The following is a 24,904-nucleotide window of genomic DNA, read 5'->3' as shown; positions in this document are numbered from 1 at the left end:
GAGCGATGTTTTGGTTTGAGGGTGAACCCGAAAGGCCAAAACCGCGAGCCCAGCCTGTAAGAAAATCCCGTCAGGGATTTTACTGGAAGGCAAACGCTGTACTGCCCACCATTTAGAAAACCCCCGGCTACGCCGGGGGATAGTTATTGCCGTTATGGCAAAATGAACAGGCGCCCGAACTCCGGGTGTCTGTTGTAAGTAATAGGAATTTACGGGATAATTATCCGGCAATCAAACCCTGTTTTCTTGCCCCAAGCGGACTGTTGAGCGGTCGGGCTATTCCAAAGGAACATCCTTTTCGTGCCTGTTTTTGTAAAGGCGGGGTGGCCTTTTTCCCAAACGGCGGGTAACAAGGAAAAAGTTTTGTCTATATCTTTTTCTGCTATCAGTTCCACGACCAAGGGCTTTTCCTGGGCAAAAAATTTAGGCAGTGAAACGGGCATCGCCCAAGAAGTATGCGCCATACCGCCGTAATAGATAAACAGGGCATCAGGGTTTTCTTGGCGGATTTTTTCCATTTGGGCTTGCATTGTCCGGGCAAAGCCCGTGTTTCTTTTAGCCAGTCCGTTGACGGTGGAGATAGCCCCTTGTGCGGACTCTTTTTGTACGACTACCGCATCTTCAATAGGGTAAATTTCCACGCCGCTTTCCGATAAAATGGAAATCATTTCCTTAAATTTTAAAGATTCATCGTCCACCAGCCGGGCGTTGGGGTTGCCTTTTTCCGCAAAATTGATGGGCTGTTCTACGCTTTCGGCCCCGCGCCGGTAATACTGGTAAGGAAATACGTCCTCATTGGGTATGGGCTTTAAATAAGCGGCTTCGGTAAACACCGCTATTTTGCGGTCTGGGTGCATTGTTTTAAATTTTTTTATTAAATTGGCAAACTCAATTCGTGGCGGAAGATTGCCGTGAATTTCTCCCACAAAAACCAAATCGGTTTCGGATAATTTTTTATAAAAGTTGAACTCTATTTCCAAACCGTCAATTTCCTTTAAAAGGTTTTTTCCAAAATGGGGTTGCTGTTGTAGCCAGGCAAAGTTGGCATATAAGGTCTTTTTTATAATTTCCGCGCTCCCATTGGCGGGTATCCCCTTAAAATGCGCAGCCATACGGGGCGGCAAATTAATGGAAATGGAAGAAGCCGCGGCCGGGACGGCTTTTAAACTATTTAGAAATTTTTGGTTTAATTTATAGGTTTGCGCCCACCCTTGGGAAGCCAACGAATATTTGCTGATATCCGCGCCCTTAACTCTGGTTTGAATTTTAGTCGTATGCGTTTTTATTTTCTTCGGGCTTATTTTAATGCGCTGGGCGCATACGGGAGCGCATAAAGAAACAAGCAGGAAAAGGCAGAGAGAAAAACTTATTGTCTTTTGCATACTTACGCTCCTGTAAAATAGGTTCTTTCTTATATTGTATAGAATTGCCAAATCCGTACAAGGGCCAAAAGGCCTAAACGCTCCTAGGTCCCCGGTACAGGCGGGCGCGCGGTATGCTATACTAAACAAAGAGGATTCTATGATTAAAGATTCGTTACAGCGTTTTACGCCAATTAATACCGTTTGTTTGATGATTCTCGCCGCGTCCGCGGCCACGTGGGTACTTATCTATACCCGCACGATTTTGATGCCGTTTATTATTGCGGTGTTTATTTATATGGTTGCCAGCACCTTGGCCGGGTGGCTCAAACAAAAGTGGAACGTCCCCTATGGCTTAGGCCTAGGCATTAGCGGCACGGCCTTTCTGGCGATTATCACGCTGGCGGTTCTTTTTATTTCCGGCTCTATTGAAAGTTTTGTAAACGGGGCCGATATCTATACCGAACGCTTAAACGATACCTTGGATTGGCTGCTTGTCCGCTCCCAAAAATATGGGATTAATTTAAACGCGCAGTTCTTGGCCGATAACGTAGCCAAACTGCCCGTTTTTACAATGGTTAAAAGCGTGGGCGGAACGGTGGTGTCCATTTTAACCAACTTAATGCTGATTATCCTGTTTGTTATCTTTTTGTTTATGGGCAAAGCCTCCGAAAACAAACCCGCGTTGGTGGGGTCTATCCAAAGGCAAATTTCGTTTTATCTGCTAATTAAAATCTTTGTTTCGCTCTTGGCGGCGGGGTGCACTTGGATTGTGCTCGCGTCTATCAAAACAGAACTGGCCTCTATGTTGGCCGTGCTTACCTTTATGCTTAATTTTATCCCCAACATTGGGCCGTTTGTTTCCACGGTATTGCCTTTGCCGGTGCTGTTTTTGCAATACGGGTTTGACTGGCATATTTTGCTTGCGCTCATTTTGCTTACGGCCATACACTTTGTTATTGGCAACATTTTGGAAACCAAGTGGCTTGGAAAAGGGATGGATTTGGACCCCATTGTGGTAATTGCCTGCTTGATTTTTTGGGCGCTTGTGTGGGGCGTAATGGGCGCCTTGCTTGCTGTACCGATAACGGCTATGCTTAAAATGGTGTTTGAAGAAAGCCCCGTAACCAAACCGCTGGCCAATATTTTAGGCGGAAAATACTCGTTTAAATAACTATGAAGAAAACTCCTTGGACCTATATCCCCTCGCTCTATTTGGCCGAGGGCTTGCCGTACATTATTATCAACACGGTTTCCACCGTGCTGTATGCCGATTTGGGCTTTTCCAACGACAAAATTGCCTTTTGGACGGGCTGGCTGTATCTGCCTTGGATACTCAAAATGTTTTGGAGCCCCTTGGTGGATGCCAAAAGCACCAAACGCCGCTGGCTTTTGGGGGCGCAAATGGTACTGGCGGGGCTTTTTCTGCTGTTGGCCGGACTAACCGCTTTGGAGGCGTTCCGCTTTGCCCAAGGAAATAGCAGTTTGACCTTTTTCACACTCTCTTTATTTGGCTTTTTGGCGGGGGCTTTTGTGTCGGCTACGTTAGATATTGCCACCGACGGCTATTATCTGCTGGCCTTAACGCCGCAGGAACAATCTAAATTCGTGGGTATCCGTACCATTTTTTACCGCTTAGCGATGATTTTAGGCAGCGGGGCGTTAATCTCCGCTACGGCTGCTCTCGGGAACAAAACGCCGGAAACCTCGTGGAATTTGGTTTCGTGGCCGTATAACTGGGCGGTAATGTTTGGCTTTCTGGGCGTGCTGTTTATGGGCTTTGTATTTTATCACGCGTGGATGCTTCCCAAGCCGGAGCAGGACAAGCCCGTGCATAAAAACGGCGCTACGGCGTGGGCGGATTCCTTTAAAACATATTTCACACAGAAGAATATCGTCTATATTTTGCTGTTTATTTTGCTTTACCGCTTAGGCGATGCCTTGCTGGAAAAAATGGTGCCGCTATTTTTACTTAAACCCGCGGCGGATGGCGCGCTTGGAATGAGCGTGCAAAACTATGGGCTCATTAAAGGGACGCTGGGCCTCGGGGCTGTGGTGGCGGGGAACCTGGCGGGCGGGTGGCTGCTGGGCAAGTTTGGCTTTAAAAAATGTATTTGGCCGTTTGCGGTTATCCTTATTTTGCCTAACTTTTTTTATGCGTATATGGCGTGGGCCAAGCCGGGGCTTACGGCGGTGGCTACGCTGATTACGCTGGAACATCTGGGCAACGGCTTGGCGATGATGGCGTTTAGCGTGTTTATTATGTATGTGTCGCAGGGGGTGTATAAAACTTCCCATTACGCCATTTCCACCGGGATTATGGCCCTTGGGATGATGGTTCCCTCTATGCTTTCCGGCTGGCTGCAAATGCGGCTTGGGTACGAAACCTTTTTCTTGGTGGCCAGTTTTATCAGTTTGGTTACGGTGGCCGTTGTGCCGCTGACGTTTAAAATTAAATCTATTGAGGAAACCGAAGCCGCCTTCCGCGCGCATAAACACTCGTTGGAGGATGCCCAATGAAGACTATCAATTTAAACCAAATCGCAACCGAAACGCGCAACCCAAACACCTTGGATTTGGATAAACTTTCCCCGCGCCAGATTGCCAAAAAAATTAACGATGAAGATTTCAACGCCGCCCGCGCCGTAAAGGCGGCTAATAAAGAAATTGCCGCCATTGTGCTTTTAGCCGCCGGGGCCTACGCCCATAAACATAAAATTATTTTTATCGGGGCGGGCACCAGCGGACGGTTGGGAATTTTGGAAGCGGTGGAGTGCGTGCCGACCTTCGGTACAAAGCCCTCGCAAATTATCGGCTTAATTGCTGGGGGAAAAAAGGCCGTTTTCCGCTCGCAAGAGGGGGCGGAAGATGACGATAAGCAAGGCGCAAAAGATATTTTACAGGCGGCCAAAAAGGACGATTTGGTTATCGGCTTGACCGCCAGCGGACGCACGCCGTATGTAATGGGCGCCTTGAAAGCCGCCCGCAAATTGGGCGCGCGTACGGCCCTTATTTCGTGCAATCCGAAAGCCGTCTGCGCGGATGCCGAGGTTCACGCCGCCTTGCCCACCGGGCCGGAAGCCCTGTGCGGCTCTACGCGTATGAAGGCGGGTACGGCTACCAAAATGGCCCTAAACGCTATTACTACGGGCGCAATGACGCTGTGCGGCAAAACATACGGCAACCTGATGATTGACGTACAGCCCACCAACGAAAAATTAGTCGCCCGCGCGGTACGGCTTATCTGCACGGTGGCGCAGACGGACGAAAAAACGGCGCGCAAGTTGCTGGCGGCTTCGGGCAAAAGCGTAAAAACCGCTATTGTAATGCACCGCAAAAAAGTACCGGCCGAAAAAGCCAAAAAATTGCTCCAAGCCAAGGGCGGCTTTTTAACGGGGGTGATTGATGCGTAAAATAGCCTTGGGCTTAATGAGTGGCACGAGCGCGGACGGCTTGACCGTTTGCGCGGTGCAAATCCGCCCGTTTAAGGTGCTCTATTTTAAAAATTACGCTTATCCTTCCGCCTTACAGCAGAAGTTACTGACGGCCTATTCGCTTCGCGTGGCGGAACTTTCCGCACTCCATTTTGAACTGGGGCGGTTATATGCGGGAACGGTGCAAAAATTTTTAAAGGAATTTTCTCTCTCCGCCCAAGAAATAGAAGTTATCGGCTCGCACGGGCAGACCGTTTACCACGGTCCGCACGACAAAACGCCCAATACCCTGCAAATCGGGGAGCCTTCCTTTTTGGCCGCCCGGATTGGCTGCCCGGTGGTGAGCGATTTTCGCCCGATGGATATGGCGCTTGGCGGAGAGGGCGCGCCCTTAATCCCGTTTTTTGACGAATATCTTTGGGGGCAAAAAACGCCTAAAATCTTGTTAAATATGGGTGGTATTTCCAATTTTTCCGTAGTAGGTAAACAAGTTAAAACGTTTGGGTTTGACGTTGGCCCCGGCAATACGTTAATGGATTTAGCCTGCCAAGAATTTTTTAAAAAACCGTTTGATAAAAACGGCGCCTTTGCCGCCAAGGGCACGCCGGACAAAGAACTGGTCCGCCGCTTGCTGGTACAGCCGTATTTTACGCAAAAGCCGCCCAAGAGTTTGGATAAAAACGCCTTTGGCGAAGCCTACCTTAAAAAATATTTTTTTAGTATTAAAAATCCGCACGATTTATTGGCTACGCTTACTTGGTTTACAGCGTCCGCCATTGCCCAAGCGGTTAGCGGTTTTGTGCCACCCGCTTACCAAAAAGAACTCATTGTTTCCGGCGGTGGGTGCTACAACAAAACCTTGCTGTCGTATTTGCGCACGCTTTTGCCGCAGGTAAAAGTAACCACCACGCTGGCCTATGGCATTGACCCGCAGGCCAAAGAAAGCGCGGCCTTTGCACTGTTTGGCTGGTTGGCCTTACACCGCAAAATTAACCATTGCGCGGCGGCTACGGGCGCGAAACGCGCGGCTATTTTAGGAAAGATTACTTTATGAAGATTAACCGTTTAGTTCACCCCGGCTTTTGGTTTGGAAAAACCGCCCCCGAGGACGCTTTAAAATTGGCCCGCTTGGGTGTGGGCGGCTTTTGCCTTTATGGCGGTACGCGCCAGCAAGTGGCCGAATTAACCCACTCTTTGCGGGAGGCTTCTCCTTTAAAAAAGATTTTAATTTCAGCCGATTATGAGGACGGCCTGGGCCGTTGGCTGCCGGATGCGGAGTTATTGCCCTCTAACCTGGCCTTGGGTGCGGCAAACGATGAAAATTTAGCCTTTGAAAAGGGTCTTTTAACTGCCCGCCAAGCCAAAAGTTTGGGCGTGGATTGGGTGTTTGCCCCCGTATTGGATTTGGCCGATTGCCCGCAAAACCCGATTGTGAATACGCGTTCTTTCGGGGCAGATCCGCAGTTGGTTTCGCGTTTGGCTAGGGCGTTTATAAAGGGGCTTGCCAAAGGGGGCGCGCTCAACAGCATAAAGCACTTCCCGGGGCACGGCAACACGTCCACCGATTCCCATATGGCTATGCCTACGGTGCCGTCTTCGGTGGCGCACTTACAAACACACGAACTTGTCCCGTTTAAGAACCTATTGCCGCTGGCGGACAGCGTAATGGTGGGGCATTTATTGGTGCCCGCGTTAGACGAAGAAAGCCTGGCTTCGCTTTCCGCTAAAATTATTAGCGGACTGCTTAAAACCAAACTGGGCTATAAAGGTTGCGTAGTAACGGACGCCTTGTGTATGAAGGCGCTAGGCGACGAAAAACAAGCCGCCTTGGCGGCCTTCCGGGCAGGGGCGCATATTTTGCTGGTGCCGGAAAATCCGTTTGAACTGCTGGAATTTTTACACCAAGTACCGCTGAATAAAACCTTACTTGACGAAGCCGAACGCCAACAAGACAGCCTTTGTGAACGTGCGGATATTATCCCCGCCCTGACCGAAGAAGAGGCTTTTCAACCGATGGCCTTTGCCACCCGCGCCGCCCAAAAGGCGCTTACCTGGCTGGGGCCCAAAATGTCGCTTAAACCGGGGCAAACGGTGCAAATAGTAGAAGTTGGAAATGATGAAAATTTATCGTCTGCCCCCTTTATAAATGCCTTACGCCAAGGCGGTGTAACCGTGGTAAACCCGGGCGAAAGGGCAGATAAATTGGTGGTGTTGTGCTGGCGGCGGTATCAGGCCTTTAAAGGAAAAATCGCGCTGGACCCGGCGGAAATAGCCCGCGGGAAAACGGCCTTAAAACAGTACCCGGCGCATTTGTTAATTGCGCTTGCGAACCCGTGGGCCGCCAAACAATTAAACGCATCAAGCACCTTGTTTACGTTTAGCCCCGCGCCGTCCTTCCAGCGCGCGGCGGCGGAGTGCCTGCTCGGCAAATTTTTCCCCCAAGGCCACCTGCCCATTATTTTATAAAAGGATTTTCTTTATTTAGGGCAGGTTATTTTGTATAATAATTAGGTAGTCAAACAGATTTTTGCCCGGTTGGCGTAGCGCTAGTCGCATAAATTCGTTCCCGCTATAAGGGGACGCGCCCGCTAGGCAAAGCAGTAAAACCGTAACGAATTTAAGCCCAGTTGGCGCAGCGGTAGCGCGTTCCCTTGACATGGGAGCCTACTAATAACAGATTTGGATAAGTAAAAGCCCCCGTTACACGACGAGGGGCTTTCTTTTTTTCTTGTTTTTGTTTACGTTTCAATTTATCCAACTGTCCAAAAAGTGTCCAATTTACTTATCTTTAACTGCCAGGCTCCACCAAGGTTTCGCCATAACCGTTGGTTTTAATGGCAAAGTAGCCGAACTCAAAGATAATATCGTTTTGCTATCTGCAGGCAAAGAAATATTCTGCAATTTTTTGGCAAACTCAGCTTGTAAGGTTTGAGTGGCTTTAATTTCATACAAATCCATCGTTTGCCCTTTATCTACCACCAAATCGGCTTCTACTTGATTGGTATCTCGGTAGAAGTAGAACTCATACCCAGTTCGGTTATACATATTTTCCTTTATGGCTTCCATAATAACCATATTTTCAAAAATAGCACCTGCAACCGGTCCTTTGAGTAAGGTATCAGCATCTTTATACCGCAACAAATGAGCAACCAACCCCGTATCAGTAAAATACACCTTAGGGGTTTTAATTAGTCGTTTTCCAACATTCTTAAAATATGGTTTTAATAAGTAGATAATGCGGCTGGACTCCAAAATAGAAAGCCAATTTTTAACCGTAGGATTGGAAACACCGCATTCACTAGCCAATTCCTGCATATTTAACAAATTACCGATTCTAATGGCCAACAATTCCAAAAAACGTTGGAAAGATGCTATATCCTGAATATTTTTAATTTGTCTTACATCACGTTCCACATAAGTAGATAAATAACTCCCATAAAATAGTGGCAGATCCATCTCTTGGATATTGGGCATAGGATAAAAACCCCTCATAATCTGCTGGAAGCAGGCAAGCGGCTCTTTCGGGATGGAGTCCAACTCTTGGAATGACAGGGGCAACAATTCAAATAAAGCCACACGTCCCGCTAACGTTTCAGACATCCCCTGCATCACGTTAAACATTTGGGAGCCTGTTAATAAAAAACGCCCGTTTACCCGCTCCTTATCAATATGAATTTTAATATAATTCAATAGTTCAGGTGCATATTGTATTTCATCCAAAATAACTGGAGTTTGCAAGGTAGAGACAAATAAAGCAGGATCTTGCTTGGCAATATTTCTAACACTAAAATCATCCAGTGTAATATAGTTGTAAGCAGGAAAAAGTTGCTTAAGCAGGGTGGATTTCCCCGTTTGGCGAGGCCCAGTTAAAACCAAGGCCGGAAATTGCTTTACAGCAGCTAGTAAGGCTTTTTCAAGAGTTCTGTGTATATATTTCATACTAAAATTGTAAATTAATTTATGATAAATGTAAAGCGAACTTTATACTTATCATAATTACACATTGCCCCAGCAGACAAACCAACTGTCTGCCGGAGCACATTACCCCCTGGTCACTCTCTTTGTGACTGTTCGTCATTCATACACGAAATGACTTTTTTAAGATAATCCGGACTCAGGTGCGCATAACGGTTTGTCATACGCAAACTGCTATGCCCTAAAATGGCTTGTAAATCACCCAAATCGCCGTGTCGCATACGGAAATTACTGGCAAAGGTGTGCCGTAAATCGTGAAATCTTAAATGGGATAATTTCTTTTTGGATTTGAGGCGTTTGAACGCGCATTCAAAGGCACGCAAGGTTATTTGAAAAACAGGACCGCTTGGTTTAGGACCCAAATCAATAAAAACCTTTTTAAGGGGTTGACTCATTGGAACAATACGGGGTTTGTTAGTTTTTGATTTCAAAATGTGGATATATCCTTGACGCATATCTACATTTTCCCAACGCAAAGCAAAAAGTTCACCGCGACGCATTCCCGAGTGATAAGCACATAAAACCACCCATCTAATCTCCGCCCGCGCCCCTTTAAGTAAGGTGTTCAGGTCTTGTTCACTCCAAGTAGAAATCCTTGTATTATCCTCCGGTTTTTTGCTAACCGCTACACACGGATTACGCCCCGCCCACTTTTCTTGCCGTATAGCATGATTAATAATGGCTCCCAATACCGCAAAATAACGGTTGCAAGTGGCTGGTTTATGCGTTTGTAGCAATTCGTTGTAATATTGTTGCAGATAGGCCCCCGTTATATTACGCATTTGCATACTGCCTAATTGTTCTTTTAACAGGTCCACAGTCCATTTTGCGGTCCGGGAGATGCTTTGGCTGCTATGCGACCTCCAGTAATAATCAGCCAGTTCCGCAAAAGTGATTTTTAGTACTTGTCGCTCCGGAAAAAGAATTTCATCCTCTCGTTTTTTCTTTAATGAGACTTCTACTTCTTCCGCATATTTTTTACTTCCTAGTACTTTTTTGCGGTGCCGCTTGCCAAGGCTATCACGCCAATCAATTAAATATTTACCTGCTGCAATCTGAGTTATGCTCATAAGTTTCTCCTGTGTGATTTAAATTTTTAGACAAAACCGTTCTAACGGGCGTAAAAACCCGCTCCAAAAGAGTCATTACAACTGGTTTAATTAGGGAAGGTCAGATTAAATATTACTTTGCCGTTGTGTATCTATCCATTTATCTACGGCCGCGGCATCAAACCGCAAAGAACGGTGAATACGCACTATACAATCAGAAGGAATACGGTGCATAGAAACCCAAGAATAAATTGTGCTGACAGTAGAGCCCAATTTATCAGCCAATTCCTGCACATTAATTAAGCGGTAATCCATAAAATCTCCGGTCCGGCCAGTAATTGGGATAAGTGCTTTGAAAAGAGTGTGTGTAGTACTGGGGCATCCAGACACTCAATTCCTCTATTGGGAATTTTTTTATGGCGAGAAAGTAAAGTCTGCAACCGTTTAGCATCCATTGGTTTCATCACTTTTAATCCTGCTTGAAACGCTATCTTAAACCGTGTTATTGGCTTTCTATGTATATGAGAAAATAATTCTTTCATATCATGTTTAAACTTTTGCGCTACACGCTTATTTTTCACTGAAGCGATTATCTTGCAAACCGTTTCTATTCCTAAATTTTTTACAGCAATTAACCCCGCAATATTACTTAATATGGCGCTTCTGCCAGGCAATTTCTTTTGGCTAAGCCAATCCTGCACAAGCTCCAACATCTCATTTCCAGAATAGCCCGTACAAAGATTAGACATAAACATATTGAAACGCTTGGTTAATAACCTCTGCGCTATTTGTTCATCAAAGATATTTTGTAGTGTATTTGTAAAAAGTAAATTGTTAGCAGAAAATTCCCGCTTTATTTCTTTTGTTTTTTTAAGAGAGAGTTCAACCCGCCAGAATACCCCGCGAAGCTGTTTTACATTTTGTGTTAAACAAGAAGTATTCTTGGAATCACTGAGAATTTCGGCAGATTTATTATAAAAACAAAATTTACGCTTTTTTAGGCTAACAGCCACCATACAACCTTTCTCCGGATAGAGCGTTATGGCCTTCTTTAACTGCCCCGAAGGCAAACATTGTTGCAACTGATTAAACACCATTTCTGCCGTCAGGGGAACATATACTATTTTGGAATAATCTATACGCCAACAATGTGCAAGTAATATGATCCTTGTGGAAACCTCTATACCAAGATGCTTTAGCCTCTCAACTAGCGTACCCACAATCGCTTGTAAATCGCACTTCCTCACTTCGTACAAGTTGTTTCCAAATAATAATTTTGCCGGACAAAAGGTTATACTCAAGACGTCATGTGAATAAAATTTTACATGAGGAAAATACTTCTTGCTGCTCGTAAGCTTCATTTTTAAGTCTGCCCGAGAAAGATCTTTTGCCACCTTATATTGTTTTGGATCTAATAGAATACTAATTGTATTTATCATATGACACTCCTTAAGTTTGAATTTATCCCTAGGGGGATTAGGAGTATAGTATAGAGAAAAATAAAAATAAGAACGAGTAGATATCCCGTCGTTGAAAGGGTAGATTTTAAGTAGATTTATAACACAATGCCCCGACGGTAACGCCGGGGCTGAGAGTTGAACAAAACTTATATGTTTTTTAATTTATTCAGAGCGCCACTTCACGCCAATTTTGGTACAACTAATATAATATGGCGCGCCAATTTCTTTTAACTTTTTATTAACATCTTGTTTAATTGAATTTTTTAGAGCATCAACATAATTGGGAGAAGGCCTTCTGCCAGGATTAGACTTCTTAAATAACTCACGATAAGAGTACACAGACTGAGGTTCTTTCATTAACCAATATAATATTTGGGCATTTTGCTGCTCAAAAGAAGCAAATTTTGCCTTTTTCCCACTATATTGCACATAACAAGGATTCGTAAACATGCTGAGCCCTTGATAAGAGACCAAAAATTGCCCAGAAGGGACTAAATTATATGCCTGCTTTATTTCTTGCAAATTTTTTAACATTTTAATTTTTATCTGGATATTCTGCCTATTTATTGTGGCTGGTAAATCCACAGAAACAAAGCCCCGCATTTCTAATATACTTATATCCTCCATAAAGCAATGTTGGAAGTGTAATTTTTGTAAAACTAATTGTTGCACGTTGCCCGAATAAACTAAATTTTCCTTTCCTAATATATTTAATGTTTGTTTCATGCTATCCTGAAACAAAATGATAAACTCATCGTCAATTGTACTCAATTTATTTTGTTCATAGAACTTTAGATAGGCGGACAAATCTGTTTTTATGCTTGTGTTATCTGTTGTAATATATGTACAATTACTGCCGTTTATGGACTCTTTTCTACACACCTGAACATTTTTAAACCACTCATCATTTTTTATAAAAGATGGGCCAACTATAGTTCTCGGAGAACCTAAACCATAAGAGTCTATATCATTATAGGGATCACAGTTTTTAAAATCCACTCGTTTATGTTTTTGTAAAGCCAATACAGCAACAATATCTATTTCAGATAATTGATATACCTTCATCTTTTCCTCTCTTATTAAGTAATTCTATTATTATACATAATGAAAGTTTCAAAACAACAAACAACTACTTTTTACTCCACAAGCCCTTTTTCAGAATTTGTATATAATAGCGTATCCGCAGGACAAAGTTTCCGTCATTTTTTGCTGGGTTGAATAAGATAAACCGTTTCGCCTGCTACTATATAGTAGTAAAGCAAAACATTTTGGCACCATTTGAAAATATGGTTTTTAACCGTGATTTCAAAAAATGTTTAGAAACCATTTAACCTTTTTGCCATTTTGCTTTTACAGGTCCAATCTTTACATTGGTAAAAAGGAGTTACAGATAGAACTTTGTATTTTGGACCAACACACAAAACTTTTGGTTTTGGCAGGGGATTTTTGTTTTACTACATTTCATAGAAAAAGACCTATATAAATACACCGGATTTAGGCAATATAGGGGAAAAATAACCAAAGAAATAAAGGTATTATCCATAACCCTTGAACAAGTAAAACTGCTTTTTAGAAGAAGCCATTATTCGGTAATAGGATATACTAACATTGGAATCGCAGATAACACAGCAGTACAGACACAAACAAAGCTCTGCCTATAACTCAGAGAGCCACTAATAGCCATCACCCCCAATGGCTTTAAAAACCCGCTTAAAATAGTAATTTGGGGTCAAGGTTGCTGGTAAGGATGTGGAACTTTACTATATTCCAACCCGCGCGGCAAACGCTTGTTCTTGTTGCCTCACTATATATAGTATGTTGGAAAATCCTATGCCAAACTTTTAAAAATCCCTATTTATTAAGGATTTTTCTATTTTAGGAGAAAGCCCTACATCTGGAAGATCTAGCCATTTTGAGGAAAAAAATAGCCAAGGGCACAAAACCACATATACCCTTGGCAAACAAAAGACAGGCAGGAATAAAGTTCTATTTAGTAATCCACGCTACTAAGCCTAGAAAACTTGACAGGCCTACCACAACCCCAAATAATAACATTCCCTCCCGTCCTCCAATTAACATACAAACAAACACCAAGGCTAATCCGCCAACCAATGCCCAACCCCACTCAATAGGAGCGTCAGGGGCGGGCGCGGTAGCAGAAGATTTGTTAGCCGTTTGTGGTTTGGCGGGTGCCGGTTTTGGCTTAGCGGGTGCAGGTTTCGGCTTTGTTTTTTTGAAGTAATCAAAATTGCCATTAAATTGACCTATTAAAAACCCAAATCCGCCCCCAAGGATAGCAAGGAGTAAAAAAATCGCCCCTAACATTGTTAGCCCTCCACAAAAACTAACCACAGAAAAAAATAAGGACGGAACGGTGCAATACCCTATGCCCAAAATCCCTTCCAAAGCCTCTGCTTCGGGGTACTTTTTTTCGTTTTCAATATCTTCCTCATCGTCATAAGAATTCGTCGCGGGGACTTCCTCGTCATACGATTCAGGTTCTTCCTCGTCCCATTCGTCATCCTCGGGCTCTTCTTGCATTGGGTGCCCGTTTTGGACAATTTCGCTCGCCCAATCCATAGCGGCATTGTAGGCGTTATTCGTCGCCGATTTGAAATCCTCTTCCATAGAGCGAGCAGCGCAGCCTGTAAATCCTCTCATTTGGAATGTTCCCTTCCAAGAATAGTTATAGGCCCCATTTTTTGTAAACAATAATTCTCCGCTAAAATTACCCTTGTTGGTAAAGCGAACGATCATACTTGCTCCACCGATAGGACTCGTGGCATCAAAAAAAGAACCACCTTCTCCAAACGGCTTCAAAACTCTCTTTATTCGCGCATCATCCTCGGGCGGAGTGAAAGCATTTCCCCGTTTTATCTCCCCAATAGAAGCCGACTCATATCTATATCTATACTCAATTGTTTCAAACCAAAAGCCATTAAATTCAAATCCGGAAAAAATCCCTTGATTTTGGGCTTCTTCCTCCCGCTCTCGGCGCTCGCGCGCTTCCTTTTCCTGGCGCTCTCTTTTCCAGCGGTCCTGTTCTTCCGCTTCTTGTCTTTCCAAGTCGGCGTCGTACTTTTTCCGTTCGGAATATTTAGAAAGCAGTGTATAGGCTTCATTAATTGTTTGAAACTCTTTGGTTTTCTGTATTTTTTCCTTTGGGTCGGAAAATCTATCTGGGTGGCACTGCATCGCTTTTTGTCTAAAAGCCTTTTTTATTTCTTCTAAATTGGCATTTTCCGAAACACCAAGTATTTTATAATAATTCATATTTTATTTACAAAGACGAGATAAACCCGTCATACGTTACTTGCCATTGCCCTTTTGAATTTTGGGCCAAATGCACCAAGGGCCGCCCGCACGGGCCCAAAAAGCGCAGCACCTCAGCCACGCATTTTTCAGCCTGGGCCTTGCTTTCATACGTTTTAACCAAAGACCACCAATAAGGCTCTTGCCTTAGCCCCAAATCAGCACACATCGTACGGGCATCATCTATACTCTCCGTTAGAATTAAATATCCATCTGGGAAGCACAACGCAACCATACTATGGGAACACACCACCACAGGTTCGTTAGGGGTCATATTTCTACCGTTCCAACTCCCAATTTTTACAAATCCAGCCAAGGCATATAAAATATCCAATGTTTTTCTAGTAACTTTTCTCATACCCTCCCCTTAGTATTTACCAGCCATACCGATACCAATACCCGCCAAGAAAGGCAATATAAAGAATGAAGCAATACCAATAATAGCAGCAGTGATATATCCAAAAATCAACTGCTCAATTTCTCTGGAAGTTCTGGCGGCAAATCTGCCCCCCATTGTTGGCCCGCTAAATTCCCCACTTAACCAGGCCAAAAAGAACAAACCACCAAAACTGATAACCGCAAGTCCTACTACAATAAAGAATGCTATCATACGATCCTCCCTTTAATACTCATCCACCCAGCCGGAGCGTACACCTTTGTGCGGAAAGAAGGTAATTTCGCGCCCCCGAACGGTGTAAAGATAATAATGCAACACAGGAACAGTTTTTACATCTGCTACCATACAATCTTTGTTAAAGCCGGCATTTACAATACTACCCCTTTCCCAGTTAAATTCCGCCCCTAACCGTTGGGGCGTATAAGAACTGCCCACCGGGGTGGAATACCGCCCATTATAAAGGGTGTATCTGCTTGGGGGAAATTTACGGCCCCGGTTGGAAAGCACATCCAACCTTTGCTGTTGTGCCTTTTGTGCCAAACTAACAAGAACCGCCATAACAAACAGCAAAAGCACTAGCCCGCCTGCCAAAACCACCAATAAAATAATAATCCCCATTTTTAAATGCTATTTGGGGGCCCCATAAACCCGGGGCCCCTTTTCTTAGTTTTTTAGCGCGCAGTTAGAAGCATCGCTTTTTTGCACCGGGGACAATAATGAATATCATCTGGCGTACTTGTACCAATACATACACAATAACCACAATGTTCACATTTATAAGATGCCATTTTACTTTTTCTCCTTACTTTTATTTAAAATATGGACAGTCTTGTTGACTGATTCCGCTGCTATAATACGGACAGCGGGTTTCCTCAGCGCGAACTTGAGCCCCTTTGTTTTTGGCTGTTTGTTCTATGGCCGGTCTTGCCGCACTGTTCGGTTGTTGTAAGAGTTCGCACTCTCTCGTATTGTCAGAACTAACAGAGCCGTTCTCTCCCAGAACAATGTCCTTTCTCTGGCCGGACACTTCGTGTCCGCATTTGCAATTATTTTTACACATATTTGTCCTTCTCACCTCCTTGTTTATTAGAATTAAATGGTTTTTTGCCCATAAAAAAAGGCGACGATTTCAAAGCATAGAGAGTGACCTTGAATATCGTCGCCCACCCGCCCCCTTACGAGGGCGGGTGCGAAGCAAACGATTATTCTCGGACTCTCTATAGGAAAAGCGTTTCCGTTTCTCCCATGCGTAATCTTCCATTACGCACCCGACAATAATCTTTAATAAATTGTTTTACAACTAATACTGTTCTATATTATCAGTGTTATTAATACCTCTAAAATCTAACTAACACATTTATTTTACTAAACATATCTTATAAGTACAAACAAAACTCATATAAAACGCGTTAAAACTGCTTTTGGGGCGCTTCGTGGGGCCATTTGTATAGGTAAAACAGGTGTCCAAAAAGTGTCCAAACGCCACCCAAAACGCCCCCAAATTATCAAACTCTATCAAAATTAAAATCCGTACACTAGATGTTTTGAATAGGGGCATTTTAGATTTGGCATTTAAGAATTTTCCGACGTAGAAAGAAGGATTTTCTTTATTTAGGGCGGGTTATTTTGTATAATAAATAAGTAGTCAAACAGATTTTTGCCCAGTTGGCGCAGCGGTAGCGCGTTCCCTTGACATGGGAAAGGTCATAGGTTCAATCCCTATACTGGGCACCATTTAGAATCCTCGTTTTGCGACGAGGATTTCTTATTTTATACTGATTTTATTGCTTTCCCGGTTAGTAATCCAAAAGGGTCATTTTTTGTGCATTTTTGCGGTTTTTTGTAGTTTTTTTGGCAATATTTTGGCAATGACAAGAGGTTTTTGTTCGCTGTTTTGGGGCAATACTAATATTTTCTCTCTGGTACAGTTTATTGTCCTTGGGAAAATAAAAATTTAGCCCTTATTGATAACTTTAACGGCAGCCCCAGCCGCTTGCTTTCGCCGGTCAAAAAAAGGTTGTAGGCGCTCTTATGCCACCAGTAGTTTATAACATCACAAAAATATTTTTTTGATTTACAAAAAGAGGCTTGGGGCAAAAATTTTTCTGGGATTTTTACATAATACATGCTCTAAAAATTTGCGGGGGAAATTTTGGAGAATTTCCACAAACAGGTATTCCGGTTGCAATTTATCCACTTTTATAAATACAAACACAAAGAGACCATAAGGATAATAAATAGTATGCTTATATTGGCTTACTAAAGCGTCCAAACGTTCCAATTTTCTCCATAAAATACGGAGATATAGTGTGCAATTTACCATATCTCCGCAGAAGAAACTTTACGCATATGGCCTAATATTTGACCTTATGTTAGGGCAATTGTTTAGCAAGTTCCTTCTTTGCATTTCCATCTGTGGCTTCATAAATTTGTGTAAGCAAATCCTTATTGCTATCCACATATTCCCGTGCTTCCTTAAACTCAGAGCAATACACATTTTCACATCTATCAATCCGTTCATCGGGCCCGTTTGCCGCAATAACGCCCACCGCTTCGTTCCCGTGATATAAATGGTAATGGGGCGTATTTTGATGGATTTTTTCATCCGAATAGTTTACCAAAGTCAGACCACAAGGTAGTTCCTTAATTTTAGGGAAGGCAATTTTTTCTAATAGGGCCGTTTTCCCATCGAGTCCCTTGCCCCACATCCACAATCCTCTGGCTGAAATGTCGGCCATATCCGTCCAAATAATTCCTTCTTCGGATACCGATATTGGATTTTTAAATAACTCTATATTATCTCTAATTTCATTAAAGTAATCCTTCAACCTTTCATCATTTATAAAAGTCTGGGCATCTACCTCTTTCACTACACCGCCTTTGAAAGAAACAATTAAATGATAGTTATCTTCAAAAATTACGGAATCTATTTTAGGTATCATATAGCACCTTCCAATAAAATTTCTACCGCTTCTTGCAATGCTTCACGCAAGGTCTGCGCACTAGGTAATAAGGGCAGTTTGTCCCTAGTTGTGCTAGGTGCAAAGATTTCCGCTTCCGGTAGATACAGTTTTTTATTAATTTCTATCAGCAGCGCCGTATAGCGGATGTTTACCGGGGTGGTCATCGCTCCCGCAAAAGGGCTGTTCATAGCCACGCGGTAGCCGCACTTTTTTAGCATATTTTCCACTGCACGCAATTTACAAGAGTCCGGTGCGGTTAAATCGTCATTAAAACCCAAACAAATATCGGGGCGAGGCATAGATTTATCCCTGTCGCAAGGGAGCGGAGCGGGGCAAAAACTGTGCAAATCCAGTAGCAGCGCCCCTTCTCCGGCTTGTAAAACGGCTTTTTTCAGGCGCGTATGCTGTTTTTCATAATAGTTCATAAGCCGCTTTTGCGGACCCAAGATTTTGCGGTCAAATCTAGTGCCGTCAATCAGCCGGTTATACAAAACGCCCATACCGGCTTGCGCCATCGGCTCCTTTTTATCGTTTGTATAGCGTTCCAAATCAACCGCAAAGCGGGAATAATCGCTTGTCAGCGGACTAGGCAAAAAGTTCCAAAGTTCTTCTAGTCGCCAATCAGCCCAAATATGTGCATCCCGCCGCAATTCCGCCGTTGGTACTCCCGGCAAAAAAACACTTGTATGCGGCAGCCACGCCACCACCTTGGAATAATCCCGCGGGAAAACAACACCCTCTTTCCACTCTGGGGTCATTACATAAATATTACCACTATCAAAATGCTTGATAAGCACGGCCGGCAAGTGAAGCATTTTTAATAGGGAACTCGCCACCCGCTTTAACTCCGGCAACGTGGCTTGGGCAAAATCCGCCGTGTGGGAATTTTTATAAAAAGTATTTCCTTGGAACACATACCGTCCTGTAAAACCATACCCCGGCGCCGCACCAACGGCCGAAAACACCTCATCCACCTGTTTAATTTCCCGCCCAATGGGCAAAATAACCATTCCACCCGAAAGTGGCTCCTGGCCGTTACGCACAAAGGATTTTTGGTTATTTTTGCTCTCTAAACTCAGGTGCATCATACCAAACATACCGGGGAAGCCCGAAATAGGCTTTGGGTTAAACCAATGCACTTGATAAAACCCCGGCTCCATTTCGCGTGGAGCAATAGACTGCATAAATTTTTCGTGTGTTTGTAAAGAAAACATTTTATTCTCCCTGATTTTTGGCGCGCAAATGCTCCAAATCTGCCCGTAAAAGATTGTTTTTATGGGCCATTTCGTCCAACTCGTTTTCTTTTTTACGCAAGGCGGCTTTGCAATCCTCCTGCACATTGCCCAGTTGACGGCGCAACAGGTTTTGTTCCGCCCGCAAATCGTCATTTTCTTTCATTAAAGAAAGGGCCACTTTTTCATTTTCTTTGTTGCGGGCAGACAATTCTTTTATTCTTTTGCCAAAATTTTCCTCTTTGGCTTTGAGGGCCTTTTCAAGTTTCGTGTTTTCTTTATGCAGTGTATTTATAGTTATTTCCGCCTTCTGAATTTCCGGTGTTATGTCTTCTTGCAAGTGCTTTCCCAATTCCAACACTAATTTTTTTGTTTTTTCACATTCTTCTTCATACTTCTTGGTAAAATCAGGGCCGTTCAAACCCCCCGTAAAGATAAGCGCAATAAGACAGCACACCCCAAACAGCGCCAGTCCTACAATACCAAGTGATACTAAAATAGATATTCCCATATTATCTCCATTATTATCCATACTTAAAAACTTAAAAAGTGGTACGCTATTTGCGCCAAGAAAAGTATTATTAAAATACCATACCACCAAAAGAGGGACAAAACCACCAGCCCCGACAAGAGCAGCCAACCCACTGGCAAATAAATTCCTTCCCGTATGCAAATCCACCCTGGGGATTTCTCCTGTTTGTAAGAAATTTGCCCGCTCCTCTATAATATCCTGTATCTCCTTATCGGTTAATCCTTTGGCGGGTTCTTTCTTTTTGTCTGGTCCGGCACTATTATTTTGCGCCGGATTATTTGTTTTTTCTTCTTCCATAAGCCTTGCTCCTCTTATAGTTCAATTTGCACGCTCTGCTGTAAAAACTGCTCTTGAAATAATCGCCCCACCTGCTGTTGCAGACCGCGTGCTCCCAAGCGGCGTTCATAAGCCGTATTTACCAACTGCTCCACCAACTCCGGCAGTAGGTCCTGTTGGCTTTTGAGTAAGTCTTTGTATTGCTGGAAAGGCCCGTGGTAAGGGTTGAGCAAAATACGGCGCAGTTCGTCTTTTTCCAGACCGCTTAACTGCACCAAATAGGTAAACCGCCCCATTAACTCCGGTACCATGCCCGCTTGTATATAATCATCCACCGTCAGCGTTTTGCCATACACAGCAGGCGCTTTTGTAAAACCTATATCTTTACCAGCGTCGTGGCGCACCAACAGGTTTTCAAACGCCCCACCCATCACAAACAGCACTTGGCTAATATCTACCTCTACGGTTGTTCGTCCCAAACTCCGCTGTTCCAAAAACACCGTTTTGGCTTCCAATATCCGCAAAAGTTCCATTTGAACATTGGTGCTTGATACCCCCCAGCGCTCCGTATTGGCGCGGAGTTTGTCTATTTCGTCCACAAACACAATAGCAACCGGCAGTTTCCCCTTTTCTTTGCATTGGGATAACAACGGAGTGAGGATATCGCTTACATTTAACCCCGAATATCCGGTTTGCGTGTATTGGCTGGCGTCCGCGTGGATAAACGGAATGTTGAGTATTTTGGCTAAACATTGGCACAGATACGTTTTGCCACACCCCGTCGGCCCGCTGATAAAAATGTTGCTTTTGGTAAATGTTTCGCCCTTTTTGGCCCGCGCACATTTGGACAGATGTTCAAACNNAAGAGGAACTACGGAAACGGTAATTTCGGAAGCGTGGTCTGTACAGCACTTCTGAATCGCAAGGCTTATGATATCCTTAGCCTTTTTATCGGCCTCGTCCTTAGCCTCCTGCTCCATACTGCGGACTTGCATCGCAACGTCTTTTCTCGTGTCGTCGAGAATGGTTTCGGTAAGTTGCTTTTTAGCCTCCTCTTGCCCAATAACATATTTGTTTAATTCTTTTAACACGCGAAGCGGGCTAAATATCCGCTTTTTAATGGGCAGTTTGCGGGCTTTTGCCGGGACAGACAGGAAATTATATTTTAAATCTATGGTCCCTCCTACCACTCCAAATATCCTTTCGGTAAATAGGGCACTGTCGCGGTCCAATAAAATACGCATAGTTTCCGTGCGCGTGCCGATAATTTGCGCATCTTGCAAAAGAGTCGTAATTTTATAGAGCGGGACAGACACGAGCCGCAAGGTATCCAGTGCCGATACCCGCAACAGCAAAAACACTTCCACCGCGGATAATTTATGCTTTTGGATAAACTGCACCAAGGGGAATTTTGCGCCGTCCGAGTGCAACAGGCGGGCGTGTATTTTGGCAAACCGCTCCTTATACGCGGCCTCTTTGGTGGCAGGGCCGTAAAAATCGTTCCAAGTAATAATATCTTCCACCATTTGGGAACGGGAGGTATATTTGTTTATTTTTTTCTGTTTCTTTTCCATAGTTTCCCCTTAATAACCGTAAATTAAATTTTCATCATGTCCGTAAGTGCAAGGTTGGTGCGTATCCACCACCGATTTGTATTTGGCCCACGCAGCCATATAGGCCTTTCTTGATACATATACTTTTTTCATAAAAACTCCCGATTCGTTTCTGATGAGATCGGTGGTAAAAAAAGAACCCATCGTCTCCAATGGGTTCTATATTATAAACAAATCGTTCTAGTCCCCATCGTTCAAGCATTAGCACCTTACCTTAGCAGGTTGCTGTGTAGTCCTAGGGCTTGTCCCTCGTACACTCTAAATGGATGCGTTACTTATCTTTTGTTTCCTATAAAGCCTCTCCTTGCGTCAAGCCGCCTGCCTGTAGGATTGACAGGCGGCCCCCACTACTACAGGTTAGTGGAATAGTTAATAAAAATTTCCGCGGTCATCACTCAACGGTTCAAATCTGTTATAAAGAGAAGAGGAGTGATTCTCCGTCCGCGGGTACACCGCTTGGTACGCATAATGATTATAAATAAGACTCCGTCTTTTTTGGTTCATATTGCACCTCTCTTTATAATTTTCAAATAACGTCTTTTATGTGTCGCTAAAATCCATTTTTAGGGAACAAAACATCCCGACTGTGATTTTTAACAACAACCCAGCCATTAACCTTTCTAAACAATGCGGGAAATTTAGCGGTGGGATTGCCGTTGCGTTCGCGCCAACAGGTACAAACCCGGACCAAAACAAAAATAAGGTTAATTTTATAAAAACGACATTAAAAAGCCGTTTTCTATCCCTCTTATAAATATATTATAGCATTTAAAACCGCCCCTGTCAAGGACCGATTTATTTACGCTACAATAATGTCGTTTTTATGAATTTATTTGAGTTTTTTGGGGTAAAACAGGTTTTTTGGCAGATAAATCGTGGTTTTGAGGCTCGCTTTCAGCCGGATTTTGCGGCACCGAGGGCTCATTTTGCGGTAAATTAGACACCGTTTGCGGTGTTGTTTTTTCCGCCTGCTCCGACGGAGCCGGGGCCGCGGTTGCCGGGGATTGCTCCATTTTTTGCTTTTGCGACATTAATACGTCATTGGCTTGTTTTTTGGCCAATAACACCTGCTTTTGTATATCTTGGTTCAGCCAGGTGTGAGCCATTTTCCAGATAGGCCAAAGAGCAAAAGGAATAGGCGTAAACTCGTCAGGCACATAGGAGCCGGGGTTAAATAACTGTTCGCACGCGCTGATTTCGTCCAACGCATAGCGGCTTATTTCACCCGAAGCGTTCATACTCACCACATACCAGCGGCCTAAAATCTGCCATAACTGGTAGGGGCGAATGGTTAAACTGCGCTTTTTGGGCAGGGTAATGCGCAAGAATTGGTGCTTTTCGCACGCATTATACGCTGTTTTGCTCGTTAGTCCAAAAGACGGAGCAAATTCTTCCGAGGTGGCAAAGGTACAACTTCCAAATGAAGTAGGGACAAATAGAGAAGCAACCTCTTGCGTGGTGGTGCGGAAATCTACCCCGCATTGCTGGGCCACTTCAAACGCGGTTACTTGCAACGCGGCACGCATAGGAGAAACCTTAATTTGTTTACAGGAAAATCCGTTCACAAACGCATAAACACTTTGTTTGGGGGATATAAGCGGTACACCGGACTCTTGCATCAGGCGCAAATCCCGCTGCAAGGTGCGTTTTGATACCCCTAATTTTTCCACCAAACCAGGCATCGTAACAGGACCTTGTTCCAAAAGTGCCAAAATATCGGACATACGTTTTGTTTTGCTGACGATTTCCTTTGACATATGAATATTATAGCATTTTTGCCGTTTTAATGTCGTTTTTATAAAGTTGCTAGACAAAAACCTCCAAAAATTCTATATTAGTAAGAGATAATTGAGATTATCAAGGAAGCGCAGGTCCGGCCTGCGCATAGCCGGGCAACGGGTGTAAAAACACGTTGTGAGGCATATTCCACTCCAAGATAGTCGTTTGATTTGCCTGTTTCCGCAAGGGGACAGGTAGCGGCGCCTATTACTACGGGTTAGTGGAATAGCTCAGGGTAATACGCCGCTTTTTTATGCTCAAAAAGCCTCTTTTCCCTGAACTCAAACCATTAATATAAATCGCAAACAAATGTATTAGGAGAAACATATGGAAACAATAGCATTAATTGCAATGCTTGGTGCAGGTGTGGGGGCGTTAGTAGCGTGGCTACTCAAAAAGCCGAAAACGGATGAAGCCGTCCTCTTTAAAGCAAGCAAATACGAGGAGTTGGAAAACTCCTTAAAAAGTACGGCGGAACAATTACGCTCCGCCCAAAACGAACTGGCCCAAAGCCAAAAAGCGGCGGGGCGGGCCGACGAATTAGCGCGCACCAACGAGGAACAAAAAAACAAGTTGGACGACTTAACCCAAAAGTTGGAAGACGCCAACGCCAAGTTAAAAACAGCCGAACAGGAACAAATTAAAGTGCGGGAACAAAAAGAGGCCTTGGAAAAAGCACAGGCGGAGCAAGAAAAGAATCTGCGCCAACTGATGAGCGAGCAAGAAAAAAAGTTTAGCGCCTTGCAAGAAAAATCCCAAAGCGAATTTAGCCGTATGGCGGCAGAATCTGTCGGCGCGTTAAAAAAACAGGCAGAGGAAGCACTTTCTAAATCCCGCAGCGAACTGCAAACCCAAAACGCCGGGCTGCTTACTCCGCTGACGGAAACGATGAACCGCTTTAACGGCACCTTAAACCAATTTAAGGATAGCAGTATTTCCCGCCACGAAGAATTAAAAAATGCGCTTTCCAAAACATTGGAAATGAACGAAACCTTGTCCAAGGAAGCCGAGAACTTAACCAATGCATTAAAAGCGCCCAAAACACAAGGTTGTTGGGGCGAACTGACCTTGGAAGAAGTGCTGACATCCGCAGGTTTCCAAGAGGGGAGAGAATACGACAAGCAGGTATGCTTTAAGGGCGAAAATAACGAGCGCCAACTGCCAGACTTTATCGTCCATTTACCTGGGGACAGACATATTATTATTGACTCCAAAATGTCTATCAACAGTTATGTAGATTGGAGCAACGCCACGAACGAAGCAGACCGCGCGCAATTTTTGAAACAGCACCTCTCTGCCATCCGCAAACATATTGACGAACTTTCCGCCAAAGATTATCAGGCCAAACTCATCAAAAACGGCTTGGAGTTTGTTTTTATGTTTATCCCGATTGAATATGCCTACTTTGCGGCATTAAAGGCGGATAAAGACTTAAACGCGTATGCCAAATCTAAAAAAGTGGCTATCGTAACGCCATCTAACCTGTTTTCCGTTATGCAGGTGGTGGAACAACTGTGGCGG

At 43.9% G+C, this 24,904-nt stretch carries 22 protein-coding genes, 1 tRNA gene and 1 riboswitch; of the genes, 7 read left to right on the top strand and 16 right to left on the bottom strand.

Translation table 11 applies throughout. The features are described from left to right. Positions 1 to 209 precede the first annotated feature (209 nt). Positions 210 to 1,382, bottom strand: a complete 1,173-nt coding sequence (locus B2118_RS06825; protein ID WP_428054450.1) for a hypothetical protein — start codon at positions 1,380 to 1,382, stop codon at positions 210 to 212. Positions 1,383 to 1,521: 139 nt separating this feature from the next. Between B2118_RS06825 and B2118_RS06820 the strand changes: the two genes are divergently transcribed. The 5 genes from B2118_RS06820 to B2118_RS06800 are packed head-to-tail and all read left to right on the top strand — an operon-like array spanning position 1,522 to position 7,261. Continuing rightward, a complete protein-coding gene (locus B2118_RS06820) occupies positions 1,522 to 2,535 on the top strand; it encodes an AI-2E family transporter (protein ID WP_428054448.1) in 1,014 nt (337 codons plus the stop codon). 2 nt (positions 2,536 to 2,537) lie between these two features. Then, a complete protein-coding gene (locus B2118_RS06815) occupies positions 2,538 to 3,881 on the top strand; it encodes an MFS transporter (protein ID WP_428054446.1) in 1,344 nt (447 codons plus the stop codon). Beyond that, positions 3,878 to 4,774 carry an N-acetylmuramic acid 6-phosphate etherase gene (murQ, locus tag B2118_RS06810; protein WP_428054444.1) on the top strand — a complete coding sequence of 299 codons (897 nt, stop codon included), beginning with the start codon at positions 3,878 to 3,880 and terminating at the stop codon, positions 4,772 to 4,774. The genes B2118_RS06815 and murQ overlap by 4 nt, the downstream gene beginning before the upstream one ends. Next, positions 4,767 to 5,849: an anhydro-N-acetylmuramic acid kinase gene (locus tag B2118_RS06805; RefSeq protein ID WP_428054442.1), complete on the top strand. Its 1,083-nt coding sequence runs from the start codon at positions 4,767 to 4,769 to the stop codon at positions 5,847 to 5,849. The genes murQ and B2118_RS06805 overlap by 8 nt, the downstream gene beginning before the upstream one ends. Then, a complete protein-coding gene (locus tag B2118_RS06800; RefSeq protein WP_428054440.1) occupies positions 5,846 to 7,261 on the top strand; it encodes a glycoside hydrolase family 3 N-terminal domain-containing protein in 1,416 nt (471 codons plus the stop codon). Before B2118_RS06805 ends, B2118_RS06800 begins: the two co-directional genes overlap by 4 nt. A 312-nt stretch (positions 7,262 to 7,573) precedes the next feature. Here the strand turns inward: B2118_RS06800 and B2118_RS06795 are convergent, their stop codons facing one another. The 9 genes from B2118_RS06795 to B2118_RS06755 form a co-directional block, all read right to left on the bottom strand. Beyond that, a complete protein-coding gene (locus B2118_RS06795; protein ID WP_428054438.1) occupies positions 7,574 to 8,734 on the bottom strand; it encodes an ATP-binding protein in 1,161 nt (386 codons plus the stop codon). 113 nt (positions 8,735 to 8,847) lie between these two features. After that, entirely contained in the window at positions 8,848 to 9,840 is a 993-nt protein-coding gene (locus B2118_RS06790; protein ID WP_428054436.1) for a tyrosine-type recombinase/integrase, read from the bottom strand. A gap of 105 nt (positions 9,841 to 9,945) precedes the next feature. Further along, a complete protein-coding gene (locus tag B2118_RS06785; protein ID WP_428054434.1) occupies positions 9,946 to 10,134 on the bottom strand; it encodes a helix-turn-helix transcriptional regulator in 189 nt (62 codons plus the stop codon). After that, positions 10,119 to 11,258 carry a phage/plasmid replication domain-containing protein gene (locus B2118_RS06780; RefSeq protein ID WP_428054432.1) on the bottom strand — a complete coding sequence of 380 codons (1,140 nt, stop codon included), beginning with the start codon at positions 11,256 to 11,258 and terminating at the stop codon, positions 10,119 to 10,121. Before B2118_RS06780 ends, B2118_RS06785 begins: the two co-directional genes overlap by 16 nt. Before the next feature lie 183 nt (positions 11,259 to 11,441). Then, entirely contained in the window at positions 11,442 to 12,344 is a 903-nt protein-coding gene (locus B2118_RS06775) for a hypothetical protein (protein WP_428054430.1), read from the bottom strand. 921 nt (positions 12,345 to 13,265) lie between these two features. Beyond that, on the bottom strand, positions 13,266 to 14,552 hold the full coding sequence (locus B2118_RS06770; protein ID WP_428054428.1) for a J domain-containing protein: 1,287 nt from the start codon (positions 14,550 to 14,552) through the stop codon (positions 13,266 to 13,268). Positions 14,553 to 14,559: 7 nt separating this feature from the next. Next, the gene (locus B2118_RS06765; RefSeq protein WP_428054426.1) at positions 14,560 to 14,949 is read right to left on the bottom strand and encodes a hypothetical protein; all 390 of its coding nucleotides are present in this window, start codon (positions 14,947 to 14,949) and stop codon (positions 14,560 to 14,562) included. A gap of 9 nt (positions 14,950 to 14,958) precedes the next feature. Further along, positions 14,959 to 15,201 (bottom strand): hypothetical protein, encoded by a 243-nt coding sequence (locus B2118_RS06760; RefSeq protein WP_428054424.1) that lies wholly within the window; start codon positions 15,199 to 15,201, stop codon positions 14,959 to 14,961. Positions 15,202 to 15,213: 12 nt separating this feature from the next. Then, positions 15,214 to 15,606 (bottom strand): hypothetical protein, encoded by a 393-nt coding sequence (locus B2118_RS06755; protein WP_428054422.1) that lies wholly within the window; start codon positions 15,604 to 15,606, stop codon positions 15,214 to 15,216. A 1,041-nt stretch (positions 15,607 to 16,647) separates the two neighbouring features. On the opposite strand from B2118_RS06755, the gene B2118_RS06750 reads away from it, so the two are divergent. Further along, positions 16,648 to 16,722, top strand: a tRNA-Val gene (locus tag B2118_RS06750). A 638-nt stretch (positions 16,723 to 17,360) separates the two neighbouring features. Here B2118_RS06750 and B2118_RS06745 read toward each other — a convergent pair. The 6 genes from B2118_RS06745 to B2118_RS06720 form a co-directional block, all read right to left on the bottom strand. Continuing rightward, complete coding sequence (locus B2118_RS06745; RefSeq protein ID WP_428054420.1) at positions 17,361 to 17,930, bottom strand: DUF2442 domain-containing protein; 570 nt, start codon at positions 17,928 to 17,930, stop codon at positions 17,361 to 17,363. Next, positions 17,927 to 19,165: an N-formylglutamate amidohydrolase gene (locus tag B2118_RS06740; RefSeq protein WP_428054418.1), complete on the bottom strand. Its 1,239-nt coding sequence runs from the start codon at positions 19,163 to 19,165 to the stop codon at positions 17,927 to 17,929. The genes B2118_RS06745 and B2118_RS06740 overlap by 4 nt, the downstream gene beginning before the upstream one ends. Before the next feature lies 1 nt (position 19,166). Further along, positions 19,167 to 20,012: a hypothetical protein gene (locus tag B2118_RS06735; protein ID WP_428054416.1), complete on the bottom strand. Its 846-nt coding sequence runs from the start codon at positions 20,010 to 20,012 to the stop codon at positions 19,167 to 19,169. 14 nt (positions 20,013 to 20,026) lie between these two features. After that, on the bottom strand, positions 20,027 to 21,235 hold the full coding sequence (locus tag B2118_RS06730) for an Rnase Y domain-containing protein (protein ID WP_428054491.1): 1,209 nt from the start codon (positions 21,233 to 21,235) through the stop codon (positions 20,027 to 20,029). Positions 21,236 to 21,574: 339 nt separating this feature from the next. Then, positions 21,575 to 21,697, bottom strand: coding sequence for a hypothetical protein (locus B2118_RS06725; RefSeq protein ID WP_428054414.1), 123 nt, complete (start codon positions 21,695 to 21,697; stop codon positions 21,575 to 21,577). A 91-nt stretch (positions 21,698 to 21,788) separates the two neighbouring features. Beyond that, a riboswitch (SAM riboswitch) is annotated at positions 21,789 to 21,873 on the bottom strand. Positions 21,874 to 22,425: 552 nt separating this feature from the next. Beyond that, positions 22,426 to 23,361, bottom strand: coding sequence for a helix-turn-helix transcriptional regulator (locus B2118_RS06720; protein ID WP_428054412.1), 936 nt, complete (start codon positions 23,359 to 23,361; stop codon positions 22,426 to 22,428). A gap of 349 nt (positions 23,362 to 23,710) precedes the next feature. Here B2118_RS06720 and rmuC point away from each other — a divergent pair. After that, on the top strand, positions 23,711 to 24,904 hold a 1,194-nt coding region (gene rmuC / locus B2118_RS06715), incomplete at its 3' end, for a DNA recombination protein RmuC (protein WP_428054410.1).

Source organism: Candidatus Avelusimicrobium stercoris (assembly GCF_002437085.1).
Lineage (GTDB): Bacteria > Elusimicrobiota > Elusimicrobia > Elusimicrobiales > Elusimicrobiaceae > Avelusimicrobium > Avelusimicrobium stercoris.
The sequence above is the reverse complement of the archived record's forward strand: the minus strand, read 5'-3'. Positions and strand labels throughout refer to the sequence as shown.

Excerpts from the sequence above, each read along its gene's own strand:
- B2118_RS06825 (WP_428054450.1), bottom strand. The coding sequence starts at position 1,382 with ATGCAAAAGACAATAAGTTTTTCTCTCTGCCTTTTCCTGCTTGTTTCT.
- B2118_RS06820 (WP_428054448.1), top strand. The coding sequence starts at position 1,522 with ATGATTAAAGATTCGTTACAGCGTTTTACGCCAATTAATACCGTTTGT.
- B2118_RS06815 (WP_428054446.1), top strand. The coding sequence starts at position 2,538 with ATGAAGAAAACTCCTTGGACCTATATCCCCTCGCTCTATTTGGCCGAG.
- murQ (WP_428054444.1), top strand. The coding sequence starts at position 3,878 with ATGAAGACTATCAATTTAAACCAAATCGCAACCGAAACGCGCAACCCA.
- B2118_RS06805 (WP_428054442.1), top strand. The coding sequence starts at position 4,767 with ATGCGTAAAATAGCCTTGGGCTTAATGAGTGGCACGAGCGCGGACGGC.
- B2118_RS06800 (WP_428054440.1), top strand. The coding sequence starts at position 5,846 with ATGAAGATTAACCGTTTAGTTCACCCCGGCTTTTGGTTTGGAAAAACC.
- B2118_RS06795 (WP_428054438.1), bottom strand. The coding sequence starts at position 8,734 with ATGAAATATATACACAGAACTCTTGAAAAAGCCTTACTAGCTGCTGTA.
- B2118_RS06790 (WP_428054436.1), bottom strand. The coding sequence starts at position 9,840 with ATGAGCATAACTCAGATTGCAGCAGGTAAATATTTAATTGATTGGCGT.
- B2118_RS06785 (WP_428054434.1), bottom strand. The coding sequence starts at position 10,134 with ATGGATTACCGCTTAATTAATGTGCAGGAATTGGCTGATAAATTGGGC.
- B2118_RS06780 (WP_428054432.1), bottom strand. The coding sequence starts at position 11,258 with ATGATAAATACAATTAGTATTCTATTAGATCCAAAACAATATAAGGTG.
- B2118_RS06775 (WP_428054430.1), bottom strand. The coding sequence starts at position 12,344 with ATGAAGGTATATCAATTATCTGAAATAGATATTGTTGCTGTATTGGCT.
- B2118_RS06770 (WP_428054428.1), bottom strand. The coding sequence starts at position 14,552 with ATGAATTATTATAAAATACTTGGTGTTTCGGAAAATGCCAATTTAGAA.
- B2118_RS06765 (WP_428054426.1), bottom strand. The coding sequence starts at position 14,949 with ATGAGAAAAGTTACTAGAAAAACATTGGATATTTTATATGCCTTGGCT.
- B2118_RS06760 (WP_428054424.1), bottom strand. The coding sequence starts at position 15,201 with ATGATAGCATTCTTTATTGTAGTAGGACTTGCGGTTATCAGTTTTGGT.
- B2118_RS06755 (WP_428054422.1), bottom strand. The coding sequence starts at position 15,606 with ATGGGGATTATTATTTTATTGGTGGTTTTGGCAGGCGGGCTAGTGCTT.
- B2118_RS06745 (WP_428054420.1), bottom strand. The coding sequence starts at position 17,930 with ATGATACCTAAAATAGATTCCGTAATTTTTGAAGATAACTATCATTTA.
- B2118_RS06740 (WP_428054418.1), bottom strand. The coding sequence starts at position 19,165 with ATGTTTTCTTTACAAACACACGAAAAATTTATGCAGTCTATTGCTCCA.
- B2118_RS06735 (WP_428054416.1), bottom strand. The coding sequence starts at position 20,012 with ATGGAAGAAGAAAAAACAAATAATCCGGCGCAAAATAATAGTGCCGGA.
- B2118_RS06725 (WP_428054414.1), bottom strand. The coding sequence starts at position 21,697 with ATGAAAAAAGTATATGTATCAAGAAAGGCCTATATGGCTGCGTGGGCC.
- B2118_RS06720 (WP_428054412.1), bottom strand. The coding sequence starts at position 23,361 with ATGTCAAAGGAAATCGTCAGCAAAACAAAACGTATGTCCGATATTTTG.